Below are 15,121 nucleotides of genomic sequence, written 5' to 3'. Positions count from 1 at the left end.
TCCCTAAGTGAATGGTACGAGAGTTACGGATGTTATTCATATAGCTCTATAAATAGAACTAGGATTTAAAGTAGATAAACCAAGGACGGTTCATAAAAAGTTGTGATTAGAAAAAGTCTACAAGTAAATCTTAACTCATTATGAACCGTTCCCTTTTAGTAATGTTTGTCCCAAATATATAGAAATTTTATGATTTTAATTGTGTGTAAATTGCTGTAAAGAGATAAGTGAAAGTGAGATTTGATAAATAAAAAGTGAGGAATATAGATGAAGAACTTAGAAAAGACAATATTATTTATTGGTAACAGTTATACTTATATGAATGACTTGCCAAAGGTATTATCACAATTAGCTGGAGAGAGAGGCTATAATTTAACTGTTGACTCTGTTACAAAAGGTGGAGCCACATTAGAAGACTTTTTGGAAGAGCGAAATCCGCTTAGTGAGGTGGTTAATCTCAAATTTAAAGAGAATAAATGGGACTATATTGTTTTGCAAGAGCAAAGCCAAATCCCTGCAATTGAAAAAGAACGGGAAGAAAAGATGTATCCAAGTGTAAGAATGCTTAATAATAAGGCGAAACAAATAGCGGCGAAGACAGTTTTGTTTATGACTTGGGGAAGGCGATATGGGGATACTGAAAATGGATTCGAGAATTTTGAGAGTACACAAGAAGCTTTGAAAATCGGATATACAAAAATAGCACAGGAGATTGATTCTATGGTTTCACCGGTTGGACTAGCGTGGAAGAGAGCATTACAAAAGGACGATACTATAAATTTATGGGATGAAGATAATAGTCATCCGAATGAAGATGGGACGTACTTAGCTGCATGTGTATTCTATGGCATATTGCTAAATGAAAATCCAATTGGACTAGAATATACTTTTGATATACCTTATGAGAGAGCGCTATTTCTCCAAGAAGTTGCAATGGAAACAGTGAATGAGTTTTGTTAGAGGAGTATGTAACTAAAGTTAACCTAAAAGAGATTTGAATATGAATGTGATTAAATCCAAACAAAAGATATGCTATACTTAAAGGTGACTATAGTAAGCTTTCTCAGGGTAAGGTTTAATCCTCCTTGCTTAAGTGAATATAAGTGCTTGCTAGGTATATGAAAATAAATAACAAATCAAAGATTCAACGGTTATTTATTTGAATATGCCTTAAATATGGAGGGATGACTAAATGCATGTAAATCAGACATTACAAAAGGAACTAGAATTAATAGGAGAAGATAATTTTAGAAAGAAGTATACCGATAACGGACATTTCTTTCATGGAATAGAAATATTGGAATTAAGAGATGGAAAGGTTGAGATTATTAACATGAACATGATAGAGTTAATAATGCTTGACGTAATATCTCAAAAAAAAGATATAGAAGTTATAGTAAATCAGAAAGGTTATATTTTTGAAAGACTTGATGGGAAACAGGTAGGATTATATACTAAACCATCTAAAATCAATCAGATGAAGGCTGACTTAAGAGAGATTTATTGTAATCAAGGACATTCAGATATGGCAATATGCAAGCTTCTTAAACTATCTGATATAGAGTTAATGGAATCTAGGTTATTATTAGATGTGGTAGGTGTATCTTTAGAATATTACAGAAAAATAAGAAAGCCTTTAACATTTGAGAAGACTAGCTGTTTAATTAAAGAGTTATTAACCTTAGAGAAGGCAGTGTAAATGTAACATATATTGCAAATAAGAATTACAGAGTTCTTTGAACAACATCCAGAGAGTAATTTAAAAAGGGTAGATAAGGCTTGTCTTATCTACTCTTTTTTATAAGCGTTTACTACAATAGCTCTCCTATTGAAAAAATATTATTTTTCTCGAAGTCGTTGATTATCTCTGGTATTAAAAATTCTTTCAATCGGTCTTTTGTAGCCCATTTATATTCTATATGTTCATCTGATAGTATAACTGTATCTTCAGTACTCCTACATAAATATGTAATAATAACAACTTGTCTAGTTGGATTAGTTTTAAAGGTTGTGGCATATAAAAGTTTTTCCACAGTAACAGTAAGACCAACCTCCTCCTTAATTTCTCTTATAAGAGCATTTTCTAAATTTTCTCCGAACTCAATCTTACCACCAACACATTCCCAATCCCCAGGACTAACTTCGTCATCATAAGCACGTTTAATAATTAATATTTTTCCTTTGTTTAAGATGAGACCTTTAACAGCAACTACTATGTTATTTTTATCTGACATTTACTTCACCTACCCATTCAAAGAGAGAAAAACATGTAAGCTTGTCTCTCTTTATTGAATTAATTTAGATTTATTTATTGAACAAGATTATGTTTTTCTAAGAATCTAAAATTAAACTTCTTACTTTCATCTATTTTAGTCCTATTTATAAGCAGTAAAGATATAACTAATAACCCTGCTGATATAATTATTATAATAGGAGATATTTCATTAGGGTAGATAGAAAAATAAGTAATCAATACAACAAAAGAATTATGTGCCATATGAAGAAATATGCATGGAAGTAATGAATTTGTTTTTAGATATATAAATCCTAAAAATAATCCGGAAAAGAATGCTCCGACCCCTTGATGTAGATTAAAATGTGTTAAACCAAAAAATAAAGATGATATTAAAACGGCAGTAATGCAGCTAGATTTTTTCCTAAGATACTCTAAGAACACACCTCTAAACAAAAGTTCTTCAACTATTGGAGCAATTAAACATGCACTGATAATTGGAAAGATATTACCAGATGCTATGGAAGTCATTCTTTCAGTTATAGTTTTACTTGGCTCAAATGTATAAAGAAAAGCACCTATAGTACTATCATATAACAAACCATAACTAAGTCGAAATAAAAGTATATATACATAAAATTTAATTGGTAATTTTTGATTTACTTTTATCTTGAAATTTTCTTTTTTACAGTGAAGATATATCACACATAAATGGGAAAATATTAATCCTATTATTTCAATAAATCTACAAGCTTCATATGGTATATAATCTTTTAGAATATATGAAGCTAATATAAAAGGTAGGCTTACTAATAGTATTAGTAATTCTAATTTAATATATAACAGAATTACACCAATTAAAGACCTTCCATCCTTATTAGATAAATCATTGTTTGTAATTTCACTCATGTCAATCACTCCTCTGTCCTATTGCGCTAGATTATGTTTTTCCAAGAATCTAAAATTGAACTTCTTACTTTCATCTATTTTAGTCTTACTTATAAGTAGTAAAGAGATAACTAATAAAGCTAAAGATATAATTATTACTACAGGAGCCATTGCATGAATATCAACAAAAGGATAGTTAGTAAACGTATATAAGGAGTTGTTTACCATATGCAAAAATATACTAGCAAGTATAGAATTAGTTTTTACGTAGACTATTCCAAGACATAATCCAAAAAAGAATGATCCAACTCCTTGATGTAGATTACCGTGCACTATGCCAAAAAACAAAGAGGATACTAACACAGCTACAAGAGGGTTGTACCTTTTTCTCATATGCTCTAACAAAACACCTCTATACAAAAGTTCCTCAACTATTGGACCAATTATACATACACTTATAGATCCAAAGATTACAGCAGAATTCCATAATTCACCTGACTCTATTAAGTTTTTACTTACCTCAAATCTATTAAGAAAAGCACCTAGTGTAGTCTCATATAATAATGTATAGCTAATTTGAATTAAAAGCATATACACAAGAAATCTAATTGGGAATTTTTGTTTTACTCTTATTTTAAATTTTTCTTTTTTACAATGCTTAGATACTACATAAAAATAGGAAAGTATTAATCCTATTATCTCTACAAACATACATGCCTCATATAGTTTATAGTCGTCTAGAACAAATGAAATTATTATAAAAGGAGAAGCTACTAAATTTGTTAGTAATTCTAATTTAATAAATAATAGAATCACACTTATTAAAGATCTTCCTTCCTCATGAATTAATTCAGTATTTACAGCTTCACTCATGTCTATCACTCCTTAGTCTTATCTGAATTAAGATTTTGATTAAATCCACTTTGTAAAGTTGAATTTGCAAAACATAGATATTATAACATCATATTACAAAATAGTATATAAAATAGTAATTGTGATTGATTTGAAAAAAAGTACTAAGAAAAATGAAAATAAGAATTGCGGTGATCTTTGAACAAAATTCTGAGAGTAGTTTTAAAAGGGTAGATAAAGCTTGTCTTATCTACCCTTAAAACTTATTTCGAGTTACAATAATTATTTTATTGAAAATATATTGTTTTTCTCGAAGTCTTTGATTATCGTAGGTGTTAAAAATTCTTTCAATCAACAATTATCAGTTAAGTAGCAATAGATAATAACTTTGTAAAAAAATAGACAAGTTAAACAAATGTTATTTTGAATATAATGACTGAAAATAGTCAATATGTTATGGAATTTATGTGTTAACAAGCAAAAAACTAAGGTATTTTTCAAGAAGGAATGATTGAGTTATATGGGAAAAACAGTTAATATATAAGTATAGGATATTTCAAGCTTGAATAATCAAAAGTTAATTTTGGTAAACTAAGGCAAACATAAAGAATGGTTTCTAATTTGATTCTTTTTGAACCAAATGGTAAAGAAATGTGAAAGAATTGAATAAATTTAATGAAAAGATTAAAGTTTTATAACAATATCTTTGGAAAGGTTGACCATACCAATGGAATATTGGTATAAAAATATAGTACAAGGATTATGAAAAGTTATGTTTTGAAATTATAAATAGAAATATGTAAGGATTATTTAATATAATTAATGATAAGTGAGGGAATTTAAATGAATTTATACGAGAAAATTATTAACAGAGAAGAGAAGATATCTATAATTGGGCTTGGATATGTAGGTATGCCATTGGCGATAGCTTTTGCTGAAAAGGTTGATGTTATAGGGTTTGATGTGAATAGAGAGAAAGTTGAAATGTACCATAAGGGAATAGATATGACAGAGGAAGTTGGTAATGAAGCAGTAAAGAATACAACAGCAGTTTTTTGTTGGGATGAGAAGAGAATACAAGATGCTAAGTTTCACATCGTTGCAGTTCCTACTCCAACCAATGAGGATAAGACTCCAGACTTAAGACCTGTAATTGGAGCCTCTAAAACAATAGGAAGAAATTTAACAAAAGGATCAATTGTTGTTTATGAATCAACAGTATATCCAGGGTTAACTGAAGAGATTTGTATTCCAATACTTGAAGAAGAATCAGGATTAAAATGTGGAGTAGACTTTAAAATTGGATATTCACCGGAGAGAATAAATCCAGGAGATAAGGTTCATAGATTACAAAACATCGTTAAGGTAGTATCAGGAATGGATGAGGAATCATTAGATATAATAGCTAAAGTATATGAACTTGTAGTTGAAGCAGGAGTGCATAGAGCAGAGAGTATAAAAGTGGCTGAAGCTTCAAAAATAATAGAAAATTCACAAAGAGATTTAAATATAGCTTTCATGAATGAAATTGCAATGATATTTGATAGAATGGGAATAGATACTCAATCAGTTATTGCAGCAGCAAATACAAAATGGAACTTCTTGTTGTTTGAGCCAGGTTTAGTTGGAGGACACTGTATAGGGGTTGATCCATACTACCTTGTACATCAGGCTGAGAGATTTGGACATGAATCAAAGGTTATTGCAGCAGGAAGAAAAGTTAATGATGGTATGGGTAAATTTGTAGCTGAGAAAACTATTAAGAATTTAATTAAAGCTGGAAAGAATGTGAGTAAAGCTAAGATTGGTATACTAGGACTAACATTTAAGGCAAACTGTCCAGATATAAGAAATACTAAGGTAATAGATATAATCAATGAGCTTAATGAATATGGTGTTGATATTAAGATAACTGATTGCATGGCTGATAAAGAAGAAGTAAGAGAAGAATATGGAATTGAACTTGTAGATATAGAAGAGATAAAAGATGTTGATGCAATTATAGTTTCAGTTGGGCATGACCAATACAAAGAGTTGAATTTTGATAGATACAGAAAATTTTTCAAAGGACATTCAAAAGAAGAATTTAAATATAGAGAAGTTGCAGTAGAATCTGTTGATGAGCAAACATCAAACATGGTATTAGTGGATGTTAAAGGAATTCTTAACAAGAAAGAAGCTGAGGAATACGGATATCTGTATTGGAGATTATAGTATTACTGTGTACATTTTAATTTAAAGATAAGCGAGTGGTTGATAATAGAATGTATATTTTCAATTGCTCGTTTTTTCTTTCTAAGAGAAATGTGAATGTTGAGTGAGTATGGGGAAGGACAAGTTAGGGACGGTTCATAAGTTATGTTTATCATACAATAATGATGTGATTTGGACAAACTTGACCAACAATGAGGAAACTTTGGGACAGTTCATAAGAATTGAGAGAGCGTGGACTTGAGAAAAGTTTAAATGATATTACTAGAGTTTAATATAGAAAAAATAGTAATAAAATAATTATATTTACTGGGGGAAGAGTAGATGAAGAATATTGTAGAGCTTTTAGATGAAATTCGGTCAATAGCACAAAATGGTTTATGTTATGCAGATAATGAGTATGACCGTATTAGATATGAAGTATTACTTCAAATTGCAAGTGGTGAATATAGTAATATTTGCGGTATAGATGAAAAAATAATTTTAGAACGTTTTAAAAATGAACTAGGTTATATAACTCCAAAGGTTGGGGTTAATGGAGTAGTTTTTTCAGAAGATGGGAAGATTCTTTTGGAAAGACGAGCAGATGATAATCAATGGGGAATTCCTGGTGGTTGGGCTGAAGTAGGGGAAAGTCCTGAACAGTCAGTGCAAAGGGAAATTTATGAAGAAACAGGACTTAAGGTGAAGGTAAAAGGAATCATCGATATATTTACTAGATTACCTGGGCAATACGGACAACCACATACTACATATCATATTTTATTTCATTGTGAAGTTATAGAGGGCGATTTAAAATCATCTTTTGAAAGTTCAGAAGTAGGATTTTATAATTATAAGAATATTACAGAATGGCATAAAGATCATCTTAAAATGGTTACTAAAGCTTGTGAGTATTTAAGGGTTAAGGCATAGGGAAAAATAATAATTAAAAAAATATATTAAAAATACAAAAACTTATAGGTGAAAAGTTATTTTTAAGAATATTCAAAATGATTATAAGATTAGTGTAAAGTTAAGGGGGAAAAAGTATGGCAACGTGGGTAGCTCATATAAAACAAAGAATATAGAGATAGATTTCCAGTAGATATGACTTTTGTACATAAGGTTAAGAAAGATTGGTATGGGATTGACTATAAATATTTGAAAGAGAATGAGAAGTGTATCTTTAATAGGGTATATAAACATATCAAAGAGATTCCTGATTATTTAGATTATTTTCCTAAAGGTGCTTTAATAAAACAAAAAGAAAATATTGTGGATTACTATAGTGAGAAGAATGAAAGTGAATTTAGTAAAGAATTTAAGTATTTGACAGAAGATATGATGGAGCGATTTATTTAAGATGCTTCCAATATTATCTTAGATATATTAATTGAGAAGGGTTTAATTAAATATTATTAGACAAGTGATTAATGGTTCATAAATTATAAATTTAAGTAATATTTGTTTTAAGCAAAAAGCGAGAAAAAACTACGAATAAGGAAATAACTCATTGGGAGAATGAATGGTAGAGATTCTAATAAAAAGTTTGTGACAAAATAATATGAAAACGCTAAAAAGATTTTTATTTTGATAACATGGGGGAGTGAAGTTTAATATGAAAATTGGGTGTAATTGGTCAACAGCTTTGAAATTTCTTCTTGAAAAAGATGTTGTTAAAGTAGATTATATTAAGTCTGGTGCATACGGGACATTTAATGAACAGTTTTTAACCATGCGTTTAATGCGGCCAATTCTACTACATGGATTAGGATATTTTGAGCATACTGGAATGAAAAATATAGAAATAATAGATTTTAATCTTGCAAATAGACTTCTTAAAAATTGTAATTCTCCACATTATGGACTTCATCTTTCAATAAAGAATTCAGAAATGTATCCTGGTATGACCGATGAAAATATATATGAACATATGTGTAAACAGATTCAGATTTTTAAAAAGAATATAGGAGTACCATTGTTGCTTGAAAACACTCCGGATACACAGGTAGACCGTGTAGTATTCGATCATTACCCTTATATTAAGCCAGAGCAATTTAAACGATTATTTATTGAGAATGATGTATCCTTCTTGCTTGATCTAACACACGCAAAGATTACAGCACAATTTCATGGATGGAATGTATATGATTATATACGGGAGTTACCACTTAGTTTTGTTAAAGAAATTCACATTAATGGTTCAGGTTATGATAAAGATGGTTTTCCTAAAGATACACATCAAGCTATGGAAACAGAAGATTACAATTTGTTAGAATGGGTTCTTAATTACACAAGTCCGGATATAGTTACATTAGAGTACAATGGGATAGAAGAAGAGAGCGATGATGAAGTTATTTGTTCTTTAAAAAAACAATTAATTGAAATACAAAATATATGCAATCCGACTAGATGAGCAAAAATTTGACTAGTATAATATATTAAAAGCATTATACAGTATCAACATTTTTTAAAAACACATACCAAATATATATAAGAGAATGAGGATAATGGAGTGGGTTGGACAAGCTGTCGCAATAAATTGGAGGATGCATGTACAAGCTGTCATAGGTAAGGGTGAAGTGGTATAATTTAGAATATAATAATAGATGAAAAATGGGGTGAAAAACATGGCAACATGGGTGGCACATATTAAGGTAGCAGAAAGATTATTGGAAAAACTAAAACTAGATGATGAAATGTTTTTAGCAGGGAATACAGGACCAGATAGCGGTGTTCCAAATGAGGATCATTCAGCATTTACACCAGGTAAAAAAATAACTCATTGGTTAGATGAAACATTAGATGTTGAATATCAAACAAAAATAAATGCAGAAAATTTCTTTGATCAACATATAAAGAATAGAAAACTTGAAGAAAAAGAAAAATCATTTCTTATAGGGTATTATACACATTTATTGACTGATATTGAATGGTCAAAGATGCATGCAGGAATTATGAAGAGGGATAATGAATATTATGAAAAACTTAAATCAGATAAGAATTTTATTTGGACTGTAAAAAAAGATTGGTATGGTCTTGATTATAAATATATAAAAGAGAATGAGAATTGTATATTTAATAGGGTATACAAAAATATCAAAGAGATTCCAGATTATCTAGATTATTTTCCAAAAGATGCTTTTATAAATCAAAAGGAAGCAATAGTAGATTATTATACTGAGAAGAATGAGAGTAAATTCAGTAAAGAATTTAAGTATTTGACGGAAGACATGATGGAGCAGTTTATTGAAGGATGCTCGGCTAATATATTAGAGATATTGAATAAAAAAGGATTTATTAACTAAGACTTATCATATTATAAAATATATTGATACAAGTTAAAAGGAGATAAATGCATGGAAAATAGATGTGATGTATTTAAGGCTTTATCAGATGTTAACAGATTAAAAATTATAGATATGCTTTCCTGTGGAGAGTTATGTGTTTGTGATTTGATTGAGGGGTTAGAACTTAGTCAACCTACAATATCTCATCATGTGAAGATATTAAAGCAAGCAGGTTTGGTAAAATCACATAAGATAGGTAAATGGACAAGGTATTCAATTAATAAAGAGGTATTTGAAGATGTTGCAGAGTTTATTAAAGACATATCCTCCTTTAAGGAAGATTGTATTTGTAACAAGGTTAAAAAAGGTTTTTGTAAGGAATAAATGGAAATTATAATTTGAGTGAAGCACTTGATAAACAGAGTTTATTGAGTGTTTTTATTTTTAAAAATGAATATTTTTAAATTATCATTGACATTAATAAGTTTATAAACTAATCTATACACATAGACGCATTTAAATGTATCGATATGAAGTGGAAAGGAGGGATGTAATTGGAGAAGAAAGTGGAAGTATTTAAGGCCTTATCAGATATTAATAGATTAAAGATTATTGATATGCTTTCTTGTGGTGAATTATGCGTATGTGACTTGATAGAGGGGTTAGAACTTACTCAATCTACAGTATCACATCATATGAAAATACTAAAGCAAGCCGATCTGGTTAAATCAAATAAGGTTGGTAAATGGACCAAGTATTCAATTAATAAAGATACATTTGAAGTTGCAGCCAAGTTTATCAAATACATATCTACATTTAAGGAAGATTGTATATGCAATAAGGTTATAAAAGGTATTTGTGATTAGATGGAAAATAATATTTAGTAGTGGAGGAGAATTTTTATGTCTATTAAACAAAAGAAGCAAAAAGTCGATATGGGTTTTTTTGAAAGATATCTTACTATATGGGTTGCATTATGTATAGTTGTTGGAGTAGCAATTGGTCATTTTGCACCAGTAATTCCTAAAACATTGAGTAAATTTGAATATGCACAAGTGTCAATTCCAGTAGCAATTCTTATTTGGCTAATGATATATCCAATGATGCTTAAAATTGATTTTACAAGTATAGTGAAAGCTACTCAAAAACCAAAAGGATTAACAATAACATGTGTAACTAACTGGCTTATTAAACCATTTACTATGTATGTTATAGCAGCATTTTTCTTTAAAATTGTATTTAAAGCAATATTACCAACAGATATAGCATCAGAGTACTTAGCAGGTGCAATTCTTTTAGGTGCAGCTCCGTGTACGGCTATGGTATTCGTTTGGAGTCATTTAACTAAAGGTGATGGTGCATATACATTAGTGCAGGTAGCAATAAATGATTTGATTTTATTAGTAGCATTCACGCCAATAGTAGCCTTATTGCTAGGAGTATCAGATGTAGCTGTACCATATGATACATTATTTTTATCAGTAGTATTGTTTGTAGTGATTCCATTTGTAGCAGGGTTCTTATCAAGAAAAAGCATTATCAAGAATAAGGGTAATGATTATTTTGAAAATGTATTTTTAAAGAAGTTTGATAACATAACTATAATAGGACTACTTCTTACATTGGTAATAATATTCTCTTTCCAAGGGGATAAGATAATCAATAATCCAATGCATATAGGATTAATTGCTGTACCTCTTATTATTCAAACATTCTTTATATTCGCAGTAGCTTATTTATGGGCAAAATTATGGAAGCTTCCTCATAATATAGCGGCACCGGCATCAATGATAGGAGCAAGTAACTTCTTTGAATTAGCTGTAGCCGTGGCAATATCTTTATTTGGACTTCAATCAGGAGCAACATTAGCTACAGTTGTTGGTGTATTAGTAGAAGTACCTGTAATGTTAACTCTTGTTAAAATAGCAAACAACACTAAGGGATGGTTTGAATAGGGTATTACTTAAATAGATACATTGATAAATAAAACGTGAGTTTTAGCAAAAATCACAGTATTGATGATAGTTTTGGAGGGATAATAATATGAAGAAAAAAGTAGCATTTGTTTGTGTTCATAATTCATGCAGATCACAGATGGCTGAAGGATGGGCGAAAGAATTAGGAAAAGAAATTTTAGAGGCATATTCAGCTGGTACTGAAAATTATCCAGAGGTGAAACCAAATGCAGTTAAAGTTATGGAAGAGGCAGGTATTGAGATGAGTGAACATTATCCTAAACTTTTAACTGATATTCCAGAAGAACTGGATATACTAATAACTATGGGGTGCGGAGTTGCGTGTCCATTTGTACCATGTGGACATCAAGAAGATTGGGGTCTTGAAGATCCATCAGGAGGACCAATTGAAGGCTTCCAAAAAACTAGGGATATGATTAAAGAAAAGGTTCAGGAGTTAATCGAGAGAATAGAAAAAGGCGAACTTTAATATAGGAGAACTTTTAAATAAAAAATATTTAATAGATATTTTTAGGAGGAATTTTAATGAAAATTGAATTTTTTGAGCCACCAATGTGTTGCTCAACAGGAGTTTGTGGACCAACAGTTGATTTGACTTTAGTAGCGTTAATGGATGATATAAAGAAGTTAAAAGTTAAATATGATGGACTAGAAATTGAAAGATACATGATTTCACAGCAACCTTTAAAATTCAAAGAAAATGAAGCAGTTTATAAACTTGTTAAAGAACAGGGAAAAGACGTACTTCCAATTGTCACATTTAATGGTAAAGTGATAAAGACTAATGGTTATCCTACATTTGATGAGATGGAAAAGTGCATTGGAGATGAATAAGGATGAATAACATGGAAACTAAATTTATCTTTTTCTCAGGTAAAGGCGGAGTTGGAAAGACTTCAATGTCTTGTTCTACAGGGGTTCATTATGCTGATATAGGAAAAAGAACTTTAATCGTTACAACTGATCCAGCTGCAAATTTATCTGATGTATTTGAGCAGGAGATAGGGCATAAGATAACTAAGATTAATGGTATTGAAAATTTATTTGCTATGGAGATTGATTCGGAGAAAGCTACTGAAGAGTATAAGGAAAGATCACTTGCTCCCATGAGAGAGTTGTTTGATGATGAAATGATAAAAATTGCTGAGGAACAGCTTAGTGGTCCTTGTACTGAAGAAATGGCATCCTTTGATAAATTCATAGATTTTATGGAAGAGGATGATTTTGATATCATTATTTTTGATACAGCACCTACAGGTCATACTATAAGACTTTTAGAACTTCCAGTTGATTGGAGTAGTCATATAGAAGAAAGTTCAAAAGGTAGTGGTCAGACATGCATGGGGCCAGTAGCACTTATACAGGAAAGTAAAGAAAAATATGATGATGCTATAAGAAAATTAAGAGATACTACTAAAACTGAATTCACTTTTGTTATGCAGCCTGAACAGACATCACTTGATGAAACTTTAAGGTCATGTAATGAACTAAAGGAATTAGGGATTGAAACGGGTAAGATTATTATTAATGGACTTATTCCAAAGGAAGAAGCTGTAAATCCTTTCTTTAAATCAAGATATGAGATGCAACAGAAATATCTGCAAAAGATTCAAGATGAGTTCAAAGGAGTGTCAATGAGCACAATGGAGCTTTTTCATACTGAACTAAAAGGAATTGAAATTTTTAGAACATGTGGAGAAAAACTCTATGATAAATCAAATAGGGAAAATGAAAATTTTGATTTTGCAACTGATGATAAAATCTATGATGATTTGATTATAGATAATGAAAATGTTGACGAATTAATATATCCACAGAATGGGAAAAGAAAAAATATATTTTTCTCAGGGAAAGGTGGAGTAGGGAAGACTTCTATGGCATGTATTACTGCTATAAGAACTGCAAGCAAGGGATATAAAACACTCCTTATGACCACAGATCCTGCAGCTCATATTGGAAATGTATTAGAAAAACCAGTGTACCATGAAATAACAGAAATTCATGAAGTGGAAAACCTTTATGCTGTTAAAATTGATCAGAAGAAGGCAGCTGAAGAATATAAGAAAAGTGTTCTTCAAGGAGCAAGAGAACATTTTGATGAGAGTACATTACAAGCTATGGAAGAGGAGATGAATTCTCCATGTACTGAAGAAATGGCTGCATTCCAGAAGTTCATGCAATATGCAATTATGGAAGAGTTCGATGTTATAGTTTTTGATACAGCACCAACAGGACATACATTGAGATTATTGGAACTTCCTATGGATTGGAGTAAGCAAATACAGTTTAAAGCTGGGGAATCAGCTGAAATAAGTGAGGCTGATAAAACAGAAAGAGAGAAGTTTAATAAAGTAATTGAAATTCTAAAGGATAAAGAAATCACAACATTTGCCTTTGTAATGTATCCTGAAAAAACTCCTATAATGGAGTCATATAGAGCATCAAAAGAACTAGAGACTGTAGGAATAAAAACTCAGTTAGCTATAGCAAATTTGATTATTCCTAAAGAAGAAGCTGTTACACCTTTCTTTGTAAACAGAAGAAACATGCAGAGAAAATATCTTAATGAAATAAGGGAACGTTTTGTAGATTCTAAATTAATAGGTGTTGAGATGTATGATAAAGAAATCAAAGGTATCACTATGTTAAAGAAAATAGCAGACAAAGTATTTGGAGATAAAATATGATAGAAAAAGTAGCTTTTATATCAGATATACATGGAAATGTAGAAGCTTTAAAAGCTGTTCTAGAAGATATGAAGAATAATGGAATAGATTATGATAATGTATATTGTACTGGTGATATAGTTGGATATGGACCCCGACCAAATGAAGTTATTGAGGAATTGAGAAAACATAATATTACTTCCATTATGGGTAATCATGATGAGGCAGTGGGTTTCTTTGAGGTTACTAAAGAGAAGAGAAATAAGCTTTCAAATACTTTATTATGGACAGTAGAAAATATTAAAGAAGAGAATAAGGAATTTTTAAAAGGACTTAAGAAGCAGTTGACAATAAAAGTTGGAGAAAAAAATTTCCTTTTAACTCATGGTAGCTCAAATTCTATAAGTGAATACATTTTTGAAAATGATATAATATTACAGGAAGAAATAGCTTCTAAGTTAAATGAGGATATTATTGTCTTTGGTCATACTCATATTCCATATTTCAAGAAGGTTCGTGGCAAAGTATTTATCAATGCAGGAAGTGTAGGTAAACCAAAGGGTGGAGATAACAGAGCTTGTTATTGTGTTGTAGAGGTTTATAATGAAATTAGAGTTAGATTTGAACGAGTTACATATAATATAGAGAAAGTTGTTAAAGAGATTGAAGAGTCTGAGTTATTAGATGAATATGCCCAAATGTTAAGAGGGTAAGAAAATTAATATTTTGTTGTAAAGTACTTAATAAGAGGATATTTTATTAAGTGCTTTATTTTTGGTGTTTTTTTATTTTCTAGGAAATTGAAAAATTTATTAAAGAAATTATTACATTTAATCTTGCTTATACCAATGTGTTAAATATTTATGTGAAATTGTACAAGTTCAAATTCTAAAGAATAAAAAAATGAAGGGTTTGCAGGTAAGTATTTACAAATATATACATGATTGATATGATTTATTATAAGATAAACATTAATCAATCATAATAAATTGGTTAAAAGTTGAGGAAATTAGTATAAGGAGA

At 30.1% G+C, this 15,121-nt stretch carries 17 protein-coding genes; 14 read left to right on the top strand and 3 right to left on the bottom strand.

Going from position 1 to position 15,121, the window contains the following annotated elements; all coding sequences use genetic code 11:
- The first annotated feature begins 267 nt into the window (after positions 1–267).
- Entirely contained in the window at positions 268–960 is a 693-nt protein-coding gene (locus KDK92_RS06340) for a DUF4886 domain-containing protein (RefSeq protein ID WP_250858353.1), read from the top strand.
- A gap of 232 nt (positions 961–1,192) precedes the next feature.
- A complete protein-coding gene (locus KDK92_RS06335; RefSeq protein WP_250858352.1) occupies positions 1,193–1,699 on the top strand; it encodes a hypothetical protein in 507 nt (168 codons plus the stop codon).
- Positions 1,700–1,811: 112 nt separating this feature from the next.
- Here KDK92_RS06335 and KDK92_RS06330 read toward each other — a convergent pair whose 3' ends face one another.
- The 3 genes from KDK92_RS06330 to KDK92_RS06320 form a co-directional block, all read right to left on the bottom strand.
- A complete protein-coding gene (locus KDK92_RS06330) occupies positions 1,812–2,234 on the bottom strand; it encodes an NUDIX hydrolase (RefSeq protein WP_250858351.1) in 423 nt (140 codons plus the stop codon).
- A gap of 74 nt (positions 2,235–2,308) precedes the next feature.
- The gene (locus tag KDK92_RS06325) at positions 2,309–3,142 is read right to left on the bottom strand and encodes a CPBP family intramembrane glutamic endopeptidase (RefSeq protein WP_250858350.1); all 834 of its coding nucleotides are present in this window, start codon (positions 3,140–3,142) and stop codon (positions 2,309–2,311) included.
- Between the two features lie 18 nt (positions 3,143–3,160).
- Positions 3,161–3,994 (bottom strand): CPBP family intramembrane glutamic endopeptidase, encoded by an 834-nt coding sequence (locus tag KDK92_RS06320; protein WP_250858349.1) that lies wholly within the window; start codon positions 3,992–3,994, stop codon positions 3,161–3,163.
- A gap of 822 nt (positions 3,995–4,816) precedes the next feature.
- Here KDK92_RS06320 and KDK92_RS06315 point away from each other — a divergent pair.
- The 12 genes from KDK92_RS06315 (at position 4,817) to KDK92_RS06260 (ending at position 14,811) form a co-directional block, all read left to right on the top strand.
- Entirely contained in the window at positions 4,817–6,187 is a 1,371-nt protein-coding gene (locus tag KDK92_RS06315; protein ID WP_250858348.1) for a nucleotide sugar dehydrogenase, read from the top strand.
- Positions 6,188–6,508: 321 nt separating this feature from the next.
- Positions 6,509–7,099 (top strand): NUDIX hydrolase N-terminal domain-containing protein, encoded by a 591-nt coding sequence (locus KDK92_RS06310; RefSeq protein ID WP_250858347.1) that lies wholly within the window; start codon positions 6,509–6,511, stop codon positions 7,097–7,099.
- A 174-nt stretch (positions 7,100–7,273) separates the two neighbouring features.
- Positions 7,274–7,528, top strand: coding sequence for a hypothetical protein (locus KDK92_RS06305; protein WP_250858346.1), 255 nt, complete (start codon positions 7,274–7,276; stop codon positions 7,526–7,528).
- A gap of 256 nt (positions 7,529–7,784) precedes the next feature.
- Positions 7,785–8,582, top strand: coding sequence for a multinuclear nonheme iron-dependent oxidase (locus KDK92_RS06300; protein WP_250858345.1), 798 nt, complete (start codon positions 7,785–7,787; stop codon positions 8,580–8,582).
- A 193-nt stretch (positions 8,583–8,775) separates the two neighbouring features.
- On the top strand, positions 8,776–9,474 hold the full coding sequence (locus KDK92_RS06295; RefSeq protein ID WP_250858344.1) for a zinc dependent phospholipase C family protein: 699 nt from the start codon (positions 8,776–8,778) through the stop codon (positions 9,472–9,474).
- 51 nt (positions 9,475–9,525) lie between these two features.
- A complete protein-coding gene (locus KDK92_RS06290; protein ID WP_250858343.1) occupies positions 9,526–9,840 on the top strand; it encodes an ArsR/SmtB family transcription factor in 315 nt (104 codons plus the stop codon).
- A 170-nt stretch (positions 9,841–10,010) separates the two neighbouring features.
- On the top strand, positions 10,011–10,322 hold the full coding sequence (locus tag KDK92_RS06285; RefSeq protein ID WP_250858342.1) for an ArsR/SmtB family transcription factor: 312 nt from the start codon (positions 10,011–10,013) through the stop codon (positions 10,320–10,322).
- A 36-nt stretch (positions 10,323–10,358) separates the two neighbouring features.
- The gene (gene arsB / locus KDK92_RS06280; RefSeq protein ID WP_250858341.1) at positions 10,359–11,411 is read left to right on the top strand and encodes an ACR3 family arsenite efflux transporter; all 1,053 of its coding nucleotides are present in this window, start codon (positions 10,359–10,361) and stop codon (positions 11,409–11,411) included.
- A gap of 88 nt (positions 11,412–11,499) precedes the next feature.
- A complete protein-coding gene (locus KDK92_RS06275; protein ID WP_250858340.1) occupies positions 11,500–11,901 on the top strand; it encodes an arsenate reductase ArsC in 402 nt (133 codons plus the stop codon).
- A 56-nt stretch (positions 11,902–11,957) separates the two neighbouring features.
- Positions 11,958–12,266 (top strand): arsenite efflux transporter metallochaperone ArsD, encoded by a 309-nt coding sequence (gene arsD, locus KDK92_RS06270; protein ID WP_250858339.1) that lies wholly within the window; start codon positions 11,958–11,960, stop codon positions 12,264–12,266.
- Between the two features lie 2 nt (positions 12,267–12,268).
- Positions 12,269–14,119 carry a TRC40/GET3/ArsA family transport-energizing ATPase gene (locus KDK92_RS06265; RefSeq protein WP_250858338.1) on the top strand — a complete coding sequence of 617 codons (1,851 nt, stop codon included), beginning with the start codon at positions 12,269–12,271 and terminating at the stop codon, positions 14,117–14,119.
- Positions 14,116–14,811 (top strand): metallophosphoesterase family protein, encoded by a 696-nt coding sequence (locus tag KDK92_RS06260; protein WP_250858337.1) that lies wholly within the window; start codon positions 14,116–14,118, stop codon positions 14,809–14,811. The genes KDK92_RS06265 and KDK92_RS06260 overlap by 4 nt, the downstream gene beginning before the upstream one ends.
- The last annotated feature ends 310 nt before the right edge of the window (positions 14,812–15,121 follow it).

This window comes from Oceanirhabdus seepicola, assembly GCF_023684385.1.
Classification (GTDB): domain Bacteria; phylum Bacillota; class Clostridia; order Clostridiales; family Clostridiaceae; genus Oceanirhabdus; species Oceanirhabdus seepicola.
Note: the sequence above shows the minus strand (reverse complement) of the source record. Positions and strands in the feature narration are given on the sequence as shown.